The following is a 20,572-nucleotide window of genomic DNA, read 5'->3' as shown; positions in this document are numbered from 1 at the left end:
GTTCCCACAGAGAGGCATAGTGCTGCTGGTTGGCACACGCACGACGCTATTCCCATTATAGCAGCGGTCCCGCGCCAGGGGTGATGAGTTCGAGGGTGCGAGCGGTCAGAAGACAGCTGCAGCGAGCGAGGGAGCGGCGGCGCGGACGGCGGGCGGGCGCGGCCAGCCAGGCCAGGATTTCTTCTAAGGCAAGCGAATCGAGGCCGCGAACGTCACCCTGAAGACGCTCCACCGCAGCACGCAGCAGGCGCCGCTGAACAGCAAGCGGCAGGGCGAGGAGTTCTTTCCGGGGTAGCGTGCCGCCAGTGGTCGTAGGGGTCCAGAGGTGGCTAAGGAGGGGATCGAGGTAGCTGGCCCAGAATTCGTTTTCGGCCTGTGCGAACGAGGCCAGAGAGGCCAGGTGGACAGCCAGCGCCGGGTTGAAGGCAGCGGCCAGCTCAGGCACAAAGCGATGGCGCAGAAGGTTGCGGCGCGGACCGAGGTCGGCGTTGGTGGCGTCCTCGCGCCAGGGCTGCTGGCGGGCTTCGAGCCAGGCGCGCAGCTCGGCACGGCGAAAGCCCAGCAGCGGCCTAATGATGCCATCGGCGCGACGGGGGAGAATCCCCGCCAGCCCGGACGGACCGGCGCCCCGCAGCAACCGCAGCAGGACGGTTTCAGCCTGATCGTCGGCGGTATGGGCGGTGGCAATGAAATCAGCCCTGCCGGCACCGATCAGCGCGGTGAAGTAGGCGTAACGCTGGCGCCGGCCAGCTTGCTCGCGATCGCGCGCCGGAGGCGCCGCTGGGGCCTCGCCGAGGTGGAAATCAACACTGTGCTGGGCCGCGAGGCCGCGCACGAAGGCGGCGTCGGCGGCCGATTCCGGCCGCCAGTGGTGATCGAAGTGGGCAATTGAGAGCTGCAGGCCATAGACAGGCGCAAGCTCCGCCAGCAACAGGAACAGGGCAACGGAGTCGGCGCCGCCGGAGACCGCAGCAGCAATGCGGTCACCGGGTTGAAAGAAGCTGGCGAGAGTTTCGCGCGCAACCGCCACTCCGGAATTTTAGATCGAGTGTAGCGGGTTGTGGGGACTGGAATCCGGAGACACGGGGCAGCTCTGCTAAGTATCAATGGTTGCAGCCAAAAGGAGCAGAGCGGGAGCGGTCCTGCGGGTGCAAGAGGATGGGCATGAAGAACCGCACCACTGTCCTATCGTTCCGTTTGCTCGTCCCTCTTCTGTTTCTGCTGGTAGCAGGGTTGCTGGCGGCCCAGAGCCTGACCTCAGGCGGCGTCACTGGCGTAGTCACCGATCCCAGCGGCGCCGCCATCCCGGGCGCCAAGGTAACCCTGATCAACACCCAAACCGGCACGGCAAAAATTGTCAGCACCGGCGCACACGGGGAATATCAGTTTTCCCTGCTGCCACCGGGTAGCTATACGGTCGAGGCGGTCGCCACCGGTTTCACTCCCAAGAAGGTGAGAGTCGCCGTGAACGTGGGCCAGGTGGCGGCGGCCAACATGAGTCTGCAGGTAGGCGCGGCCACGCAAACCGTCACCGTGACCGGCGAGGCGGCGCCGGTACAGATCAACAATGCGAACATCACTACCAGTTTCAGCAACGCGCAAGTGCAACAGGTGCCCAACGGGGGCGGCGACCTGACCTCGATGGTGCAGACCGCGCCGGGGGCGGTGATGAACACCCAGAGCGGGTACGGCAATTTCTCCACCTTCGGCTTGCCGGCCACATCCAACCTGTTTACCATCAACGGCCAGCCCGACAATGATCCGTTTTTGAATCTGAACAACTCCGGACCGACCAACCTCACGCTGGGGCAAAGCGGGGTGCAACAGGTGACCGTGGTGAACAACGGTTACTCGGGCCAGTACGGCGGCTTTGGCGGTGCGAACGTAAACTACGTTACCAAGTCAGGCACGAATGGCTGGCACGGGGATGCGACCTACAACTGGAACGGTCGGACGATGAACGCCAATAGTTTCTTCAACAACGCCAGCGGCGCGCCGCGTTCGTTCGACAACATCAACAACTGGTCGGTGGGCTTTGGCGGCCCGATCGTGAAAGATAAGACGTTTTTCTTTGTGAACACCGACGGCCTGTATGTGGTGCTGCCCACCAGCGTGCAGACCCGAATTCCGAGCCCGGCGTTTCAGGCGGCGACCTTGGCCAATCTAGCGGCCACGGGCAATGCGGCCCAGGTGCCGTTCTATAACAGCATCTTCAACCTGTATAACACCGCCAACGGCGCGAGCCGGGCGACACCGCTGGCAGGGTCGTGCGGCACATTCACGGGCCTGCCGGCGGGAGGGGTGTGCGCAAATTCGTTCTTCTCGAACACCAGCAACAAGACACACGAGTGGGACCTGGCGGCCCGGGTAGACCAGCATTTTGGCCCCAACGATACCGCCTACTTCCGTTACTCGATGGACCGGGGAATTCAGGCCACGGAAACTGACCCGGTCAACCCGGCGTTCAACATCACCAGTAACCAGCCGGAATACCAGGGCCAGACGAACTGGACCCACAGCTTCAGCGGCGGCTCGGTGAACCAGTTCAACGCCAGCGGCAACCATTACTCTGCCATTTTCGGACCGAATCCAGCGGCGCGTGCGGCCGTGTTTCCCTATTCGCTGAGTTTCGCCGGCGGCTCGTTCGCCAACCTGGGCGGGCTGAGTTATCTCTTCCCGCAGGGACGCAACGTGACCCAGTTCGGCCTGACCGATGATTTTTCCCTGGTCGACGGCATCAACACCTGGAAATTCGGCGTGGATTGGACCCTGAACGACGTCAACGATTACGACTTGGGGATCTTGACGACCCCGCTGGTCGTGACCACCCTCGATAACTTCTTCGCCGGCAAATCGCTGTTTGCCGAACAGGCCTTCCCCAACCGGTTCAACCAGCCGGTGCGGCTGTACCGGCTGGGCGGGTACGTGGAAGATGACGTAGCCGTGACGCCGGATTTGAAGCTGACGCTGACGCTGCGGCTGGAGCATCACTCCAATCCGGTGTGCCTGCACAATTGCGTGTCCCGGCTAACGGCGCCGTTCCCGGAACTGGCGCACGATCCCGCCGTGCCTTATAACGCGGTGATTCAGACCGGACTCCGGCGGGCGTTCCCCTCCACGCAAACGGTGCTGTGGCAACCGCGCGCTGGCTTCGCCTGGCAGGTCTTCGGCATGCACAACACGGTGCTGCGGGGCGGATTTGGCATGTTCAATGACTCGCTGCCGGGACAGTTGATGGACAGCTTGGCAGGGAACTCTCCCAATCTGAACACTTTCATCGTGCCGGGCACGCTGGCGCCGGGTACGCCCGGGTTTGCGCCGGCCGCCGCCACCGCGGATAATGCCGCCTTCCTGACCGCCTTTGCTAACGGGGGCACCCTGGCCTCGATTTCGGCAACTAACCCGGGCTTTGTGCCGCCGGGCTTTTTCAGCACGCCGACGAAAGTGAAGCCACCGACCTACTACGAATGGAACCTGGAGCTGCAGCAGGGGATCGGCGCCAACTCCAGCTTCAGCCTGAATTACGTAGGCAACCATGGCATTCATGAGCCCGTGCTCAACAGCGGCATCAATGCCTTCGCGACGGGCTTTGTGGGCCTGCCGGCCACGGCCCCAGACCCGCGCTTCGCCACCGTCACTCACCTCCAGAACCAGGCCATCTCGAATTTCAACGGCCTGACGGTGCGATTCCAGCACCGTATGGCGGGCGGGCTGGAGTTCGGCGTGAACTACTCCTGGAGCCACGCGCTGGATGAAATTTCCAATGGTGGCTTCAATCCCTTCAACTTCGGCACCAACACCAGCGTTCTTAGCCCGCAGGATCCGTTCAACCTGCGGCGGTTCAACTACGGCAACGCCGACTATGACATCCGGCAATACCTGAGCCTGAATTACGTATGGACGATTCCGTTTGACCGGGTGTTCGGTTCGGGCGGCGGCAGCGCGCTCTGGAAGGGCTGGACGCTGGCGGGAAGCCTGTTTGCCCGCAGCGGCTTGCCGATGACGGTGATCGACAACGCCGCGACTTCGACACTGGCCGCCACCAACTTCGGCAATGGCACCTCGACCAGTGCAGTGCTGTTCGCCAGTGAGCTGACCGGCAACGGGCAGAACGGCACCTGCACGATCGACAAGCAGTGCCTGAACGCCGCCGCGTTTTCCCCCTCGACCGCGACGCCCACTGGCTTTGGCAACCAGGTCCGGAATCAGTTCCGCGGCCCGCGCTTCTTCGACACCGACCTGAGCGTGATGAAGAACACGGCGATTCCGGGTTGGGAGAACGGACAGTTGGCGCTGGGGATCCAGTTCTTCAACCTCTTCAATCACCCCAACTTCGACCAGCCCGTGGCCGATGTTGCCAACTCACAGTTCGGGACCGTTATTCGGACAGTGAGCGTACCCACAAGCCTGCTGGGCTCGTTCCTGGGAGGAGATGCCTCGCCACGTCTCATTGAGCTGACGGCGAAGTTGATCTTTTAGGTCCTTACAGCTTCCAGCTTGCTGTAACTCCCGGCGCCGCGCGTGGAGACACGCGGGGCGCCGGTTTTTTGTAAGCTGTCAAACGCAGCTTGCGGCGACCGGGCCGGGCTCTGCGTTGAATCACCCCATGAGCCATGCGACATGTTCTTCTGCGTGGTGGATAAGGCGGCATCGGGCACGCCGACCAACCAGAATTTCGGTTGACATCGATCTGAGCGTATTCAAGAACACGGCAATTCCCGGCTGGGAGACCGCGCAGTTGGGTTTGGCAGCGCAGTTCTTCAATCCGTTCAACTACCCCAACTCTGGTAACCCGATCAATGACATCTGCAAGACAAATCCTGAGCGCGGTGAGCGTACCCACGAGCCGGCTGCGATCGTTCCTGGGCGACGATGAATTGCCGCGCCTGATCGAGTTGACGGCCAAACCGAACTTCTAGTTTTTAGTTATCGGTTGTCAGTTATCAGTTTGGGCCGGCGGTGCTCGAAAGTTGAGTGCCACTGGCTATTTTTTGTTACCGTGAAGGTTGCAGTACTACCCACGAGCCCCGGCGCACGCAAGTGTGACGGGGCATTCGTGTTATAGCGGATCGGCGGTGCGCCGCGGCTGCCAGCCGAGAAGCGCCGCAGGATACACTGGCGTCTGGAGGCGACGTGATCGATCCGGAAATTTTCAAGAGCTACGACATCCGCGGAGTGTATCCGGACCAGTTGGATGAGGCCGGGGCCGAAGCGATTGCCCGGGCATTTGCACAAGTGGTGGCCGCGAAGCAGGTCGTGGTCGGCAAAGACGTGCGGGCTTCGGGCCCGGCGCTGGCCGCGGCGGCGATCGGAGCGCTACTCCGCGCCGGAGTCGAGGTCGTAGACATCGGAACGGTGTCGACCGACATGTTCTACTTTGCCGCCGCGACGCTTGACGTGGACGGAGGATTTACCGTCTCGGCGTCGCATAATCCCAAAGAGTGGAATGGCTTCAACTGCTGCCGCCGCGGGGCCGTACCCCTCGCGCTCACCAGCGGCCTGGAAAAGGTTCGCGAGCTGGCGCTGCGCGACAACAGAGGAGCGCCAGCGAGTGTGCCGGGGGCACTGCGGCAGGAAAACGTCTGGGACGGGTTTGCCGATTACGTGCTGGGCTACATTGACCGGACGAAACTGCGGCCAATGCGGATTGTGGCCAATGGCAACTGCGGCTTGCAGGTCAAAGTGCTGCGGCTGGTGGCACGGCGCGGCGGACTACCACTGGAGATCCAGGGCATGTACGAGGAGCCGGACGGAAATTTCCCCGTACCGGGCGGCGTGCCGAATCCCTTACTGCCGCAAAACCAGGGCGAGCTTGTGGAAGCGGTGAAGCAAAACCATGCCGATCTCGGCGTGGCATGGGATGCCGACGGCGACCGCTGCTTTTTCGTGGATGAGACGGGATATTTCCTGTCCGGCTACTTCACCACGGCGATCCTGGCACGGTCGATTCTGCACCATGAACCAGGGGCGACGGTGGTGATTGACCCGCGCAGCATCTGGGCAACACAGGAGACCATTGCCACGCTCGGAGGCAAGACCGTGCTGAGCCGGGCGGGAATGACGATCATTCCCGCAAAGATGCGGGAGGTGAACGCTGCCTTTGCGGGAGAGATGTCGGCGCATTTCTATTTCCGCCGGAACTGGTACCGGGACAACGGCATGATTCCCCTGCTGCTGATGCTGGAGCTGCTGGGGCGGGAGAAGAAGAAGCTGTCGGAGTACGTAGCGCCGCTGCGCGCAAAGTATTTCGCCAGCGGGGAGATCAATTTCGAGGTGGCCGATGCCGCGGCCGTGATCGCGCGCGCGGAAACCGCGTTTGCCGGCGGAGAGATGGATTACACGGATGGATTGTCGGTAGCGTATCCGGATTGGCGGTTCAATCTGCGGCCGTCGAATACCGAACCGCTGCTCCGGCTCAATGTCGAAGCGCGCAGCCAGGCGTCGCTGGACGCGGGACTGGGGCGGGTGCGCGCAGTAGTAGAATAGAAGTCTCCTGAGTACATAAATCATGAAACTGGGCGTGGTGGTGTTTCCAGGCAGCAATTGCGACCACGACGCGCTGGCCGCGGCGTCGCTGGCGGCTGGGCAGCCGGCGGAAGCGTTGTGGCATGAGAGCGAAGACCTGCGCGGCTGCGACGCCATCATTCTGCCCGGCGGGTTCAGCTATGGGGACTATCTGCGGACCGGAGCGATTGCGCGCTTTTCGCCAATTTTGAAGCCGCTGGCGAAGTTTGCCGCCGCCGGGCATCCACTGCTGGGAATTTGCAATGGCTTTCAGATACTCTGTGAAGCCGGACTATTGCCGGGGGCGCTGGTCCGCAACGCCGGCATGCGCTTTGTCTGCCGGCAGATTCGGGTGCGGGTAGAAGTCATCGATACACCATTTACAGCCGCCTACACGGCGGGCAAAGTGATTTCCATTCCGGTGGCCCATGGGGAAGGCAATTACGTGGCGGAGCCGGAGGTGTTGGAGCGTCTGGAGCGCAACCGGCAGGTTGTGTTCCGCTATGAGCCTGAGGACAATCCCAACGGCTCGATGCACGACATTGCGGGGATCTGCAACGACGGCCGCAATGTGGTTGGGCTAATGCCGCATCCGGAGCGGGCCATTGACGCCGCACTGGGATCGCAGGGCGGCTGGCGGGTGTTGCATTCTTTAGAGATGGTATGCCGGTAGGCGACGCGCAAATCCGGTTGCAGGGGCTGACGGAGGCGGAATATGAGTGCGTCCGCACGCTGCTGGGGCACGAGCCCAACGAGACCGAGCTGGGCGTATTTGCGGTGATGTGGAGCGAACACTGCTCCTATAAGAGCAGCCGCGTGCACCTGAAGACGCTGCCCACGGCGGGGCCCGACATTCTGCAGGGCCCCGGCGAAAACGCCGGAGTCGTGCGGATTGGCGCCGGCTGGGCGTGCGTGTTCAAGATCGAGTCCCACAACCACCCGAGTTACATCGAGCCCTTCCAGGGCGCGGCCACGGGCGTGGGCGGCATTCTGCGGGACGTCTTCACCATGGGAGCGCGACCGGTGGCGATTATGGACTCCTTGCGCTTTGGACCACCGGAAGATGCGCAGAACGCCGCCATCATGGACGGCGTCATTCGCGGCATCGGCCATTACGGGAACTGCTTTGGCGTGGCAAACCTGGGCGGCGAAACGGTGTTTGATGCCAGCTACAGCGGCAATCCGCTGGTGAACGCCTTCGCGCTCGGCATTGCGCGCGAAGACAAGCTGTTTTTTGGCAAAGCCGCCGGTATCGGCAACCTCGTCATTTACGTCGGTGCCAAGACCGGGCGCGACGGCATTCACGGCGCCACCATGGCCAGCGAGGAATTCTCCGAAACCAGCGCCGCCAAGCGGCCGAACGTGCAGGTAGGCGATCCGTTCCTGGAGAAATTGCTGCTGGAGGCGTGCCTGGAGGCGATGGCGACCGGCGCCGTGGTGGGCATTCAGGACATGGGCGCCGCGGGGCTAACCAGCTCGAGCTGCGAAATGGGTGGCCGCGCCGGCACGGGTGTGGCACTGAATCTCGACCGGGTTCCCCAGCGCGAAACCGGCATGACGGCGTACGAGATGCTGCTCAGCGAAAGCCAGGAACGGATGCTGCTGGTGGCCGAGCGCGGGCGCGAGAAAGCAGTCTTCGATGTTTTTGCCAAGTGGGGCCTTGATGCCGTCACCGTCGGGGAGGTCACCGGAGACGGCAAGCTCCGGGTGAGTCATCACGGCAAGGTTGTGGCGGAAATCCCCAATGCCGCGCTAACCGAAGCGGCGCCGCGGTATCAGCGCCCGCAGCAGCGGCCGGAGCGGGCGATTCCGATGGCGGCGCCACTGGGCCTGCTGGACCAGCAACGGGACTGGAAGGCCGATGTTCTGGCGCTGCTGGCCTCCCCGAATGTGTGCAGCAAACGCTGGGTGTGGGAGCAGTACGACACCATGGTGCGCACCAACACGCTCGCCGGTCCAGGTGGCGATGCCGGCGTAATCGGCATAAAAGACACGCCGTTTGCCTTGGCGATGGCGCTCGACGGCAACGGACGCTATTGCGCCCTCGACCCCCAAACCGGGGCCAAATTGGCTGTCGCGGAGGCAGCCCGCAAGGTGGCTTGCACCGGTGCCGTACCCATCGCCGCGACCAACTGCCTCAATTTTGGCAATCCCGAAAAACCCGAGGTCATGTGGCAGTTGGCGGAAGCCATTGCCGGCATCGGGGAAGCGTGCCGGGCGCTGGGAACGCCCATCACGGGCGGCAATGTGAGTCTGTACAACGAGACCCTGGGCGTCGGAATTCAACCGACTCCGGTGGTCGGAGTGGTGGGACGGCTGGAAATTCGCCCGGGACCTTTGGGCAGCCGATTCCCTGCCCCGGGGCTGGCAATTGTGCTGCTGAGCGGCGCGCCCGAAGGCGATTGGCTGGGGGCCAGCGAGTACGCGGCTGCCATTCTGGGATCGACGTGGGGAATGCCACCCGCGCTGGATCTGGAGGCCGAGCAGCGGCTGCACGCAGTCCTGCACGCGGCCCACGCGCAAGGCTGGTTGCGATCGGCGCATCAGGTTTCGACCGGCGGCTTGGCCGCTTGCCTCGCTGAATGTTGCCTGGCGCGGCGGGCGGAAGAAGTGCCCGCGGAAAGGTTCGGAGCCAAGGTGGAGCTGGCCGCAGCGAGCGCGATGCTGGCGTTGTTTGACGAAGCCGCGAGCCGGGTGGTGATTAGCTGCGCTCCGGAAGACACCACCGGGTTGATAGCGCTCGCGGAGGCGAAAGGATTGCGGGCACATCGCCTCGGTTCAACCCAGTTGGGGCCGCTGGAGATTACATGGCATGGTCAGGAGATGGTCCGCCTGAGCCTGGAGGAGATGACCGCAGCGTGGGAGGCCATGACGCGATGAGTGCTCCCTTCGATGATCTGCGCGAGAAGTGCGGCATCGTAGGCGTGTGGGGACACGCCGAAGCCGCGAAGCTGGCGTATCTGGGACTGTACGCGCTGCAGCACCGGGGACAGGAATCGGCCGGGATCGCGTCCACGGAAGCGCGGAACGCGACGGATGCCATTCACACCCAGCGCGCCATGGGACTGGTGGCGGATATTTTTACGCCCGACGTGCTGGCCGGCCTGCCCGGGCGGGCGGCGATCGGCCACACGCGCTATTCCACGTGCGGCGACAGCGGCCTGAACAACGCCCAGCCGCTGACCATCGAGTGCAACAAAGGCCAAATCGCCATTGGACACAACGGCAATCTGACCAACGCCGCCGGGATTCACCAGCGCCTGGAGGCGGCAGGGTCGATTTTTCAGACCACCAGCGACACGGAAGTGATTCTGCACCTGCTGGCACAAGCGCAGACGGGGAACTTTGATACAGCGCTGGAGCAGGCCCTGCGACAAGTCGAGGGGGCCTACTCACTGGTTTTGCTGACCTCCGACAGCTTATATGCCATCCGCGATCCCTGGGGGTTCCGGCCCCTGGCGATGGGACGCCTGCCCGAGGGTGGGGTGGTTTTCGCCAGCGAGACCTGCGCCTTCGACCTCATCGGCGCCCGCTACGAGCGGGATATCGCAGCCGGGGAATGGGTGCGGGTAAGCTGGGATGCAGACGCACCCCGGATCGAAAGCCACCGCTTCGCCCCGCCGCGGCCGCTGCGGCAATGCGTTTTCGAGCATGTGTATTTCGCGCGGCCGGACAGCCAGGTGTTCGGCCAGAGCGTGCAGCAGAGCCGCGAGGCGATGGGCCGCATTCTGGCGCGCGAGGCTCCGGCGGCGGCCGACGTGGTGGTACCGGTGCCGGATTCGGGCGTGGCTGCCGCGCTCGGATACGCTGAAGCCGCGGGCCTGCCCTGCCGCTTCGGCCTGATCCGGAATCACTATATCGGCCGGACCTTCATCGAACCCTCGCAGCAGATACGCGATTTCGGCGTAAAGCTGAAACTGAATCCGGTGCGGCGGCTGCTGGAAGGCAAACGGGTGGTGCTGGTGGATGACTCGATTGTGCGCGGGACAACCAGCCGCAAGATCGTGAACATGATCCGGGACGCAGGAGCGAAGGAGGTGCATGTGCGCATATCCTCGCCGCCGTTCATCTCGCCGTGCTACTACGGCATCGATACGCCGACCAAGCAGGAGTTGGTGGCCGCCAATGAGAGCGTGGAGGAAATCCGGGCGGCGATCGGCGCCGACAGCCTGGCCTACCTGTCGCTGGGGGGACTGGACGAGGCGGTCGGCAACCGCGACGACCGCTTCTGCAAATCGTGTTTTACTGGGCAATATCCGACGCCGGTCTAGATTGGGCCGGATCGCTTAAAATGAAAGGGCTGCAGGCTGTCTCAGTCGCATGCCAAACGCCCACGACAACTTAGACTCGCTGTCGCACTACATTCTGGGGCTGGCGCGTCTGGGCAAGCGTACGGCCCTCATCGAGCAACAGCTCTATCGCGCCTACCGGCTGAGTTACGCCGAGTTGATCGGCAAGGCATGCGCTCTGCAACAGGAACTGGTGCGCCGGGGAGTGAAGCCCGGAGACCGCGTGATGCTGTGGGGCGCAGCCGGGGCGGCCTGGGCGATCGCCTTTTACGGCTGTGTGCTGACCGGCGCAGTCATGGTGCCGCTGGATGTGGCCTTTTCGGCGGAATTGGCCGCACGGGTACGCAAGCAGACCGAGGCCGTGCTGCTGTGCACCGATCGCGGCGAAACCCTGGATACCGCGGTCCTGCCCTTTGCCGCTATCCGCGAGTTGCCGCCGGCGGCTGCGGCGCCCGAGCCCGCGGCTGTCGATGCGAATTCCCTGCTGGAAATCGTCTATACCTCCGGCGCCACCGCCGAACCCAAGGGCGTGATGATCACGCACGGGAACGTGTTGGCGAATCTGCGGCCCGTAGCCAACGAAGTTAGAAAGTACAAGCCGCGGCTGCGGATCCTGCTGCCGCTGGGATTCATTCACCTGATTCCGCTGAGTCACTTGTTCGGTCAGATAATGGGGTTGTTGATCCCCACCCTGGTGGACAGCACCGTGATCTACCCGGAAACCCAGGCGCCGGCGCAATGGGCCGGCTTGATGAAGCGCTATCGCGCCTCGGCGCTGGTGGCCGTCCCGCAGCAGTTGCAGCTATTCAGCCAGTGGGCGCTGGCGGAAATCGGCACGACCTTTCCGGAGGCCATCGAGATCAGCAAGGCCCACGGCATCCTGTGGCGCTTCCGGCGCTGGCGCAAGTTGCACCGGCGGTTGGGCTGGAAGATGTGGGCGTTCATTTCCGGCGGCGCCGCGCTCAGCCAGGAAGTGGAAGATGGCTGGCACGCGCTCGGGTATGCCGTGGTCCAAGGCTACGGGTTGACGGAAACCGCGCCCGCCATTGCGATTACGCATCCCTTCAAAATCCGGCGCGGCGCGGTGGGGCAGACGCTGGACGGAGTCGAAGTGAAGATCGCTCCGGACGGAGAAATCCTGGTGCGCGGCGGGAATGTATCACCGGGCTATTACAACAATCCCGAGGCGACGCAGCAGGCGTTTGCCGATGGCTGGCTGCATACCGGTGATCTGGGGCGAATTGACGGAAACAAGAACCTGACGTTTTTGGGGCGGAAAAAAGAAGTCATCGTCACACCCGATGGGCTGAACGTATATCCCGAGGACGTGGAGCGGGCCTTGCTGGCGCAGGCGGCGGTGGCCGAAGTGGCGGCCGTGGAAGACCGGCGCAATGGCGGCAGCAAGGTCCATGCCGTGGTGGTGCTGCGCGAGGGCGCGCCGGCCGCGGAACTGGACGCGGCCGTGGCCGGTGCGAATGGCCAACTGGAACCGCACCAGCGTGTGCGCGCGGCCTCCTTATGGCCGCAGGCGCACTTGCCTCGCACCACCTCGACCCACAAGCTGCAGCGCATCGCGATTGCGCGCTGGGTCAATCAGGGTCAGCCAGCCACGCCGGAAAAGATCGGTGACGGCGAAGCAGTTAACTGGAAGCAGTTTGTGGCGCGGCGCTGGGGCATCGCGGCGGCGCGGATGTTGCCGCAGGTGCGGCTCGATACGGATCTGGGACTGTCCTCGCTCGATCGCGTGGAATTGTGGAGCTGGATCGAGGCGCATGCAGCCGGCGCGCTGGAGGAAACCTCGATCGTGCTGGCGCAAACCGTGGCGGACGTCGATGCCTTGCTCGTGCCGCAGGCCGCCGCGGCGGAGAAGAGCGCGGCCATGGTCAGCGGCGTCGGGGGCGGTGCTGTGCTGCCCCCGCCGCAAGCGCCGCCGTTGCTGGTGCCGGCGCACGAGAAAACCTGGCCCTTGCACCCCGCTGTGCGCCATGTTCGCGCCGGCTTATTCGATGCGATTGTCTTCCCGGTCCTGAAAACGGCCGTTTCACGTTTGACCGTCGAAGGCGCGGAGCAGTTTGCCCACTGGCAGCGCCCCATCTTTTTCATTTCTAACCATCAGAGCATGCTGGACGTGCCCCTGATTCTGCGTGCCATGCCGCGGGAATGGCGGCCCTGGCTGGCACCGGCCATGGGGATTGACCCCTACGTCGGTGCCTATGACCCGCGCGCCTCACGCTGGCGCCGCTTCCGCGATCGCTGGCGGCTGCAGTTATCGCAGCTCTTTTTCAACGGCTATCTGCTCACCGCCTACGGCGCCGTGGGTGCCTCCTTGCGGCACACCGGGCGGCTGGCCGATCAGGGCTATTGTCCGCTGATTTTTCCGGAGGGCATGCGCACGCCCGATGGCAAATTGCATCCTTTCCGCCCCGGCATTGGCGTCTTTGCTTCGGCCCTGCGCTTGCCGGTCGTGCCGATCGAGATTGGCGGCTTATACGAGATATTGCCGGACAAAGCGCGCCGCGCCCATCGCGGGCCTGCATATGTGAAATTCGGACCGATGTTGCATTTCCGCAGAGAAAGCGCCGAAGAAATTACCGCAAAACTGGAAGAATGGTATAGACTGCGTGAGTAACTCCGTAGCACGAGGCGCCAACGCAAGCATGCCAGTCTGCAAGTACTGCGAGAGCGCGGAAACCGCACGCACGCACCGGAAATTCGGTGAAAAACTGGCGGGATGCCGGATCGTCTATGCCTGCACGCACTGCGGCCGCCGCAATCCCGTCTACCATGTGAAGAACTGCTGGCGCTGCGGCACCGATCTGGACCGCCGGCGGCGGGAAACCGTCAGTGACCGCCTGGCCTCCGTAGCGATGCTCTGGCCCTATTCTTGCCGGCGCTGCGGCAAACGCCGCTACCGCTGGGGAAAACACTCCGGCTAAAGCAAAATCAGCATCGCTGTGGCCCGGCGGATCGAACCGCCTGCGGCTTTGACATCAGGAAATGCCGTACGCCTCAGTCCGATGCGGGATACGCGAACGCTGATTTTGCTTTAAGCGGTCACGGTATAATTGTTCGTCGAGCTTGCCGGGTCGTTCAATGGTAGGACAGCAGATTCTGGATCTGCCTATCGGGGTTCGAGTCCCTGCCCGGCAGCCAATTCCCCGCCATCATTTCCACTTGATGTTGCAACCTAGGCTGGGACTTTGGCTGGCGGCCACCGGCTGGCCTGCCAGCAGAGCCTCCAGCGCAGCCCGCACGTCGGTGCCAGTGACCGGAACGCCATTGCCCGGGCGGCTGACATCGAGCTGACCGCGATAGACGAGTCTGCGCTGGCTATTGTATAAAAAGAAATCGGGCGTGCAGGTGGCCCCATACGCACGCGCCGTGGTTTGCGGCTCGTCATAGCAAACGGGGAAATTGAAACCGGTCTCGACCGCCAGGGCGCGCAGCCGCTCGGGCGCGTCTTCCGGATAGGCGCGGGCATCGTTAGCGCTGATGGCCACAAGGCTGGCCCGCCCGCGGTAGTCGCGCCCCAGTTGCGCCAGCGCGGCTTTGACGTGCCAGACATAGGGACAGTGCCGGCTGAGGAACGTCACCAGCAGCGGACGATCAGCGGGCAGATCCGCCAGTCGCACGGTCTCGCCGCTCACTACGTCGGGTAAAGAAAAATCGGGCGCCGGGGTGCCGAGTGGCACCATCTTCGAGGAAGTGGCCGCCATACTTCCTTTTTACCGCACCTGGGCCGCAATATCGGAAGCCAGCCCTTCGCCGGCGATCGCCGTTTCCTCGTGCGGCCGGTCCTTCCAGGCGGGCACATCGAGGTTGTAGCGGTGCTCGGCCATGGTGAAGCGGTTGCGAACCGCCCAGTCGTGCTGATCGATCTGGAGCAGCACGGAAGCCATGGGAACCATGCCGCTCCAGACGTGCGGTTTCAGTTCTTCCATGAAACTCTGCCCTTCCCGATCGTTCTGCATGCCCAGGGTGAAGTGGAGCTTGTGATAGAACGCCTTTTCGAGCGGCAGCGGCAGCGACAAGCGCGCCTGACGGCGGCCGCTGTCCAGGTAAACCCCCCGCATGCGCTTGGCGATGTTCTTGTAATCAAAGGTCTTGGACACCAGCTTGATGAAGCCCTCCTGTAATTGCCGGGGCGTCATCTTCATGGGCACGAAGACCGTGTGGTGCGCATCGTAGAGCTTGGCCTTGACGGTGAGAATGCGGCCTTCGGCCAGGAATCGCTTCCACTGGTCGGACGTGGGCGTGAGAATGTTGAAGTACGGATATAGAACGTTGTTGCGGTCGAAGAAATCGTAGGCGGCGTCGAAGCAGGCCTCAGTATCGCCGTCCGTGCCAAAAATGAAACTGGAGATCGCTTCCATGCCGTGCGCGCGCAGGGTCGCGACCGCTTCGTCGTAGTTGTGCGCGATGTTGTGCAGCTTATTGAAGGCCTTCAGGGTCTCGCGATCCTGGCTTTCAAAGCCCATGAAGATGTTGTAGAAGCCGGCTTCCTCGAGTAGCGCCAGCGCCTCTTTGTCCTTATAGACATTGATGGTCATCTGGGAGCCGAAGACGGCGCGGTAATGCGGATATTTCTTCTTGAGCTTGATGATGGCCCGCAGCATCTCCTTGACCGTGCGCGGGTGGCCGAAGATGTTGTCGTCCACGAAAAAGATGGGCCGGTAAAAGACGCGGCCGAGGATGTCGTGCTTGAAATAGACTTCCAGCTCTTCCGTGAGGTGCGCGGGCGTTTTGTACCGCATGTCGTGGCCCAGCATCTGCACGATAGAGCAGAACTCGCAACTGAAGGGGCAGCCGCGGCTGGACTGCAGCGTGAGCGACACCTGATGCAACCACTCCCAGCGCTTGACGCGGGGAATATGTTGCGCCTTGATCATGTCGGTCTTTTCGGTCTGCCGGTAGATCTGCTGCAACTTGCCGTCACGGCAGTCGGTAAGAATTTGCCCCCAGACGTACTCGGCCTCGGTGGTGCAGATGGCGTCGGCGTGGGCCAGGCTGTTGTGGGGAATCATGAAGGGGTGATAGCCGCCCATCACCACCTTGACCCCGCGTTTACGGAAATGATCGGCGATCTGGTAGGCCCGCGTAGCGTTGGTCACCATCACGGTGATGGCGACCAGATCGACATTGGCGTCCATGTCGATGTCACGGAGATTCTCATTAATGACGGTGAGATCGACCCATTTCGGCGTGAGCGCGCTCAGCGACTCCAGCCCGTTGAACTGCAGGCCGTAGCTCTTGCCGCGCAAGGGCCAGAACGCCAGCTCATGCACCCGTTCCATGCTGAATTGGGTGCGGACCAGCGACTCCGGGTCACGCTTGGGATAGATCAGGAAAACGCGCATCTGTTCGGCCCTCCGACCACCGGCATACAGCACCAGCAACTACCAGCCTACGGCTGAATCGCCTCATTATGCATGTTTTTCTTTGCCGCGTGTGCAGTTGTCGGCAACCGTCGCAGCTGGGCAATTTCGTGCAGGGCGAGCAGCACCCCGCGGGGCGAGCCCACCGCATAGTCGGCGGCGCTGGGGGCGGAGTTTTCACGGCTTTCCACTTTGATGCCCAGAAGCTGTGGGTTGTACAGGCGGAAAACGTCCTCATCGGTCGTATCGTCGCCGAAGTAGAACCCCAGATCACAGCCCAGGCGGCGGAGAAGGCGTTCCAGCGCATGCCCTTTGGTGAGCGCGTCATCGGGCAACAATTCGATCACTTGGCGGCCGGCCAGCGTGCGAAACCCGTCTCCGGCGGCATAGCCGGAAACCAGCTCGCGAATCGGTTCTTCCCACTGGGGCGCTTGGCGGAAGTGCAGCGCCAGCGAATACGGCTTCGCTTCCAGACGCACGCCCGGCCATTGCGGCAAGCGCTCCCGGATCGAGTCGGCAATTTCGGCCAGCCGCCGCCGCATGGCCTGGGCGCGTGGCGGTGCCGGTGGCGGGCCGAGATCATCGCCCGCGCCGGGCGTGGTCTCGTTGCCGTGGCCGCCGACATACCAGCAGCCGGGTACGGGGCAGCGCGCCCGCAGGTCGCTGAGGGCCCGGCCGCTGACTACCGCGACGCGGAAGTCGCGCCGCGCCGCTAGTGCCGTCAGGACGTCCAGCATCCCCGGCAGCGGCAAAGCCGCGGCGGGATCCGCCACTATAGGCGCCAAGGTGCCGTCAAAGTCCGTGGCGATGAGGATGCGTGAGGCGTGGGCCAGCCGTTGCCTCCAGCCGCCGGGCATCGAGCACGCGCTGCCCCGGACCGCGCCGTCCACTGCCGGCGTCGAAGCTGCCGTCGAGACTGCCGGGGGAGAGGGGAGGGAGAGAAAGGCGGGGATCCTGGGCATCAAATTCGCGCTGCCGTATGGCACGCAAAATCTCCCGCGCCCATACTCCAATATCATAATGCGCCACCCGCCAGCGCAGCCGCCGCATGCGCTCCCGCCTCTCCACTTCCGGCATGGCCAGCGCCTCGGCGATGGCATCGGCAAAGCTGTCGGTGGCGTAGGGATTGATCAGCACGGCTTCGCGCAAAGAACGCGCCGCGCCGGTAAACTCGCTCAGCAGCAGCACCGCGTCTTCCCGCGCCGCCGCCACGAACTCCTTGCTGACCAGATTCATGCCGTCATGCAGCGAGCTCACGATGACCACGTCGGCCGCCTGGTACCAGTGCCAGATCTTTTCCGGCTCGACATAGATGTGCAGCGGCCGGATGGGCGTCCAGTCGGGCGTGCCGTGCAGGGCGTTGACGCGCGCGACCGTGCGCTCGACCGCGGCCGCGTAGTCGCGGTAGGCGCGGACGGTGGTCCGGCTGGGGGTGGCGATGTGGACGAAATCCACCTTGCGCTTCCATTCCGGATGGCGCTCGAACAGGCGCTGAATCGCCTCCAGCCGTTCGCGGATGCCCTTGGTGTAATCCAGCCGCTCCACGCTGATCACCAACTTGCGGTCCCCGTTGTGGATATACTCGCGGCGCAGATGCGAGGCTTCGCGCACCGCTGCCGGCTCGCGCGAAGCGCGCTGGATGTGATGGTAGTCGACACTCATGGGGAAAGCCGCGACGCTGGTGCGGCTCTGCCCGCCCACCACCGCGCTGCCGGCGCGGTCGACCCGCACCTGCAACTCACGGTCGACCGTGTCCAGGAAGTTATTGCAGTGGTAGGGCAGATGAAAACCGAGCAGGTCATTGCCCAGCAGTCCGCGCAGCAGGTCGCGCCGCCAGGGGCAGATGCGGAAGGCTTCGGGATTGGGCCAGGGAATGTGCCAGAACTGGGCGATGACCGCCTGCGGGCAGCGCTCGCGCAGCAGTAACGGCAGCACCGCAAGATGGAAATCCTGCACGAAGATGATGGCCGAGTCCCCGTTCACTTCGTCCGCCACCGTATCGGCAAAAACCTGATTCGCCTGCAGAAAGGCCTTCCACCAGCGTTCCTCAAAACGGGGCTGGTGATAGGCGATGTGGCAGAGCGGCCAAAGCGTCGAGTTGGCAAAGCCCGTGTAGAAGTCCTGCTGCAGCCGCGGCGGCAGAAAGATGCGGCGCAAGTCGTACTCCACACCCGGCGGCGGCGTCGTCACCCGGCCTTTGTCATCGACGCGCTCGGCATCGGCATCGCCGCTGGACGATGCGATCCAGGTGCCGTGCGTCGCTTGTACAATGGGTTCCAGGGCCAGCGTCAGGCCACTGGGCGGCTTTTCGACGCGAATGCTGTCGCCATGGCGCACATGCGCAAACGGCTGCCGGTTGGAGACCACGATAAAGCGCCGGCCCTCCAGCGAGGTAACTTCCTGCAGGATCTGTTGCACACCCACCATAAGATTGGTATATGATACGACGCTCAGCGGTCCGAACCCAAACCGCGCGCCCCCGGAGACGGACCGCCGCGGCGGTGACCGAGCCTGGTTCTATCGTAATGGAATGCATCGCGCCGTGCGTGGATGCGGGTGCATTTGCGGTAAAACGGACCTTGGGCGACCAGGTTGACGTCGCTGTCGATATCTATCAGCACGGGCATGGCGTGCTGGCGGCCGCGCTGCGGGTGCAAGCGCCAGGACAGACCGGCTGGCAGGAGCTGCCCTTGGGCGTGCCCGAGAATGACCGCTGGCGCGGCAGCTTTACTGTCACAAAACTGGGGATCTATGAATTCAGTTTTGTGGCCTGGACCGAGGCCTTTGCAAGCTGGCGGCGGGATACGGAACGCAAGCGGGCGGCGGGACAGGACATCGCCAGCGAGCTGACCGCCGGAGCAGCGCTGGCCACGGCCACGGCCGCGCGGGCGCAGGCGCCCGAGGATGCCACGGTGCTGCGCGACGCTGCCGCGGCGCGAACCGCCGCGGCGCTGCTGGCGGACGAAGTCCTGGCGGCCGAACGCCAGTGGCCCGATTTGACCGCACGACAGCAGGCGGAGCGCTCGTGGCAGGTGCTGGTGGAACGGCCGCGGGCGCGCTTTGGCTCCTGGTATGAGATGTTCGCGCGTTCCCAGGGCACCGACCCTACGCGCAGCGCCACCTTCGCCGAATGCGAAGTCCGGCTGCCCGAAATCGCCGCCATGGGCTTTGATGTGATTTATTTGCCGCCCATTCACCCGGTCGGCCAGACCAACCGCAAAGGCCGGAATAACGCCCTGCGTGCCATGGCGGCCGATCCCGGCAGCCCGTATGCCATTGGCAACGCCGCCGGCGGACACGATGCTGTCGATCCTGGCCTGGGCACCATCGAAGACTTCGACCACTTCCTGGCAACGGCAGCCGCGCAGGGCATCGAGATCGCGCTCGATCTGGCGCTGAATTGCTCGCCCGACCATCCCTGGGTAATGGAGCATCCGGAGTGGTTCTATCACCGGCCCGACGGCAGCATTCAGTACGCCGAAAATCCGCCCAAGCGGTATGAAGACATTTACCCGCTGAATTTTGATGGACCCGCAGCGCCGGAATTAGCCGCAGCCATACGCGATCTGCTGCTGTTCTGGGCGCGCCACGGAGTCCGAATCTTTCGCGTGGATAATCCCCATACCAAGCCCCTTCCCTTCTGGGAGTGGCTGCTGCGCGAGGTGCGCGCGGCTTATCCCGATGTGGTGTTTCTGGCCGAAGCCTTCACGCGCCCGAAGCCAATGAAGCGGCTGGCCAAGCTGGGCTTTTCGCAGTCCTACACCTACTTCACCTGGCGCAATACCAAACCCGAACTGGCGGACTATCTGACTGAGCTGGCGCTGGGACCGAGCCGGGAATATTTCCGGCCCAACTTTTTTGTGAACACGCCCGATATCTTGCCCGAGATTCTGCAACGCGGCGGACGGCCCGCGTTCTTGCAGCGGCTGGTGCTGGCGGCGACCCTTTCCCCTTCCTGGGGTATGTACAACGGCTTCGAGCTATGCGAAAACCGCGCCCTGCCGGGCACGGAAGAGTACGCCGATTCGGAGAAGTACCAGTTCAAGGTCTGGGACTGGAACCGGCCCGGCAATATCAAAGACTGGATTGCGAAGGTAAACCGCATCCGGCGCGAACACGCCGCGCTCCAGCGCATCGAGGGCCTGCGCTTCCTGCACGCCGAGAACCCCCAAATCCTGCTCTACGCGCGTTTTTCACCGGACTTTGAGGATGTTCTAGTGGTCGGAGTGAATCTCGACCCGGCGCACGCCCAGGAGGGCCCGATTGAGATTCCCGGCGCAGAGCTCGGCGTGGGCGACAGCTTCGCCGTTGAGGACCTGCTGGCCGGCCCGCGCGGCCTCTGGCGCGGCCGCAATCACTACCTCAACCTCGGCCTCGACCCGCCCGCCGTGATCCTCCACCTGC

At 63.6% G+C, this 20,572-nt stretch carries 13 protein-coding genes and 1 tRNA gene; 9 read left to right on the top strand and 5 right to left on the bottom strand.

What is annotated here, in order from left to right:
• Positions 1-55: 55 nt before the first annotated feature.
• Complete coding sequence (gene tilS, locus EPN33_13220) at positions 56-1,030, bottom strand: tRNA lysidine(34) synthetase TilS (protein TAN21046.1); 975 nt, start codon at positions 1,028-1,030, stop codon at positions 56-58.
• A 128-nt stretch (positions 1,031-1,158) separates the two neighbouring features.
• Here tilS and EPN33_13215 point away from each other — a divergent pair, with 128 nt between their 5' ends.
• The 8 genes from EPN33_13215 to EPN33_13180 all read left to right on the top strand — a co-directional run bounded on the left by EPN33_13215 (position 1,159) and on the right by EPN33_13180 (position 13,946).
• Positions 1,159-4,479, top strand: coding sequence for a TonB-dependent receptor (locus tag EPN33_13215; protein ID TAN21045.1), 3,321 nt, complete (start codon positions 1,159-1,161; stop codon positions 4,477-4,479).
• Positions 4,480-5,133: 654 nt separating this feature from the next.
• Entirely contained in the window at positions 5,134-6,486 is a 1,353-nt protein-coding gene (locus tag EPN33_13210) for a phosphomannomutase/phosphoglucomutase (GenBank protein ID TAN21044.1), read from the top strand.
• Positions 6,487-6,508: 22 nt separating this feature from the next.
• A complete protein-coding gene (gene purQ / locus EPN33_13205) occupies positions 6,509-7,177 on the top strand; it encodes a phosphoribosylformylglycinamidine synthase subunit PurQ (protein ID TAN21043.1) in 669 nt (222 codons plus the stop codon).
• Positions 7,168-9,384: a phosphoribosylformylglycinamidine synthase subunit PurL gene (gene purL, locus EPN33_13200; protein ID TAN21042.1), complete on the top strand. Its 2,217-nt coding sequence runs from the start codon at positions 7,168-7,170 to the stop codon at positions 9,382-9,384. Before purQ ends, purL begins: the two co-directional genes overlap by 10 nt.
• Positions 9,381-10,775 carry an amidophosphoribosyltransferase gene (locus EPN33_13195; GenBank protein TAN21041.1) on the top strand — a complete coding sequence of 465 codons (1,395 nt, stop codon included), beginning with the start codon at positions 9,381-9,383 and terminating at the stop codon, positions 10,773-10,775. Before purL ends, EPN33_13195 begins: the two co-directional genes overlap by 4 nt.
• A 49-nt stretch (positions 10,776-10,824) precedes the next feature.
• On the top strand, positions 10,825-13,422 hold the full coding sequence (locus EPN33_13190) for a hypothetical protein (GenBank protein TAN21040.1): 2,598 nt from the start codon (positions 10,825-10,827) through the stop codon (positions 13,420-13,422).
• Positions 13,423-13,450: 28 nt separating this feature from the next.
• Positions 13,451-13,729 carry a hypothetical protein gene (locus EPN33_13185; protein ID TAN21039.1) on the top strand — a complete coding sequence of 93 codons (279 nt, stop codon included), beginning with the start codon at positions 13,451-13,453 and terminating at the stop codon, positions 13,727-13,729.
• Positions 13,730-13,872: 143 nt separating this feature from the next.
• Positions 13,873-13,946 (top strand) — tRNA-Gln (locus EPN33_13180).
• Between the two features lie 11 nt (positions 13,947-13,957).
• Here the strand turns inward: EPN33_13180 and EPN33_13175 are convergent.
• From EPN33_13175 to EPN33_13160, 4 genes are read right to left on the bottom strand one after another with little or no spacing between them, the layout of a single operon-like run.
• On the bottom strand, positions 13,958-14,509 hold the full coding sequence (locus EPN33_13175) for a thioredoxin family protein (protein TAN21038.1): 552 nt from the start codon (positions 14,507-14,509) through the stop codon (positions 13,958-13,960).
• A gap of 9 nt (positions 14,510-14,518) precedes the next feature.
• The gene (locus EPN33_13170) at positions 14,519-16,150 is read right to left on the bottom strand and encodes a B12-binding domain-containing radical SAM protein (GenBank protein ID TAN21037.1); all 1,632 of its coding nucleotides are present in this window, start codon (positions 16,148-16,150) and stop codon (positions 14,519-14,521) included.
• Positions 16,151-16,197: 47 nt separating this feature from the next.
• Positions 16,198-17,187: a trehalose-phosphatase gene (otsB, locus tag EPN33_13165; protein ID TAN21036.1), complete on the bottom strand. Its 990-nt coding sequence runs from the start codon at positions 17,185-17,187 to the stop codon at positions 16,198-16,200.
• The gene (locus EPN33_13160; GenBank protein TAN21035.1) at positions 16,961-18,595 is read right to left on the bottom strand and encodes a trehalose-6-phosphate synthase; all 1,635 of its coding nucleotides are present in this window, start codon (positions 18,593-18,595) and stop codon (positions 16,961-16,963) included. The genes otsB and EPN33_13160 overlap by 227 nt, the downstream gene beginning before the upstream one ends.
• Before the next feature lie 11 nt (positions 18,596-18,606).
• Between EPN33_13160 and EPN33_13155 the strand changes: the two genes are divergently transcribed.
• Positions 18,607-20,572: DUF3416 domain-containing protein (locus tag EPN33_13155; protein ID TAN21034.1), on the top strand; the 1,966-nt coding region annotated here is incomplete at its 3' end.

The sequence above is a fragment of the Acidobacteriota bacterium genome (genome assembly GCA_004299485.1).
Taxonomy (GTDB): Bacteria; Acidobacteriota; Terriglobia; order Terriglobales; family SCQP01; genus SCQP01.
This window is presented reverse-complemented; position numbering and strand designations above follow the sequence as displayed.

Excerpts from the sequence above, each read along its gene's own strand:
- otsB (TAN21036.1), bottom strand. The coding sequence starts at position 17,187 with ATGATATTGGAGTATGGGCGCGGGAGATTTTGCGTGCCATACGGCAGC.
- EPN33_13195 (TAN21041.1), top strand. The coding sequence starts at position 9,381 with ATGAGTGCTCCCTTCGATGATCTGCGCGAGAAGTGCGGCATCGTAGGC.
- EPN33_13160 (TAN21035.1), bottom strand. The coding sequence starts at position 18,595 with ATGGTGGGTGTGCAACAGATCCTGCAGGAAGTTACCTCGCTGGAGGGC.
- EPN33_13175 (TAN21038.1), bottom strand. The coding sequence starts at position 14,509 with ATGGCGGCCACTTCCTCGAAGATGGTGCCACTCGGCACCCCGGCGCCC.
- EPN33_13185 (TAN21039.1), top strand. The coding sequence starts at position 13,451 with ATGCCAGTCTGCAAGTACTGCGAGAGCGCGGAAACCGCACGCACGCAC.
- EPN33_13190 (TAN21040.1), top strand. The coding sequence starts at position 10,825 with ATGCCAAACGCCCACGACAACTTAGACTCGCTGTCGCACTACATTCTG.
- purL (TAN21042.1), top strand. The coding sequence starts at position 7,168 with ATGCCGGTAGGCGACGCGCAAATCCGGTTGCAGGGGCTGACGGAGGCG.
- EPN33_13170 (TAN21037.1), bottom strand. The coding sequence starts at position 16,150 with ATGCGCGTTTTCCTGATCTATCCCAAGCGTGACCCGGAGTCGCTGGTC.
- purQ (TAN21043.1), top strand. The coding sequence starts at position 6,509 with ATGAAACTGGGCGTGGTGGTGTTTCCAGGCAGCAATTGCGACCACGAC.
- EPN33_13215 (TAN21045.1), top strand. The coding sequence starts at position 1,159 with ATGGGCATGAAGAACCGCACCACTGTCCTATCGTTCCGTTTGCTCGTC.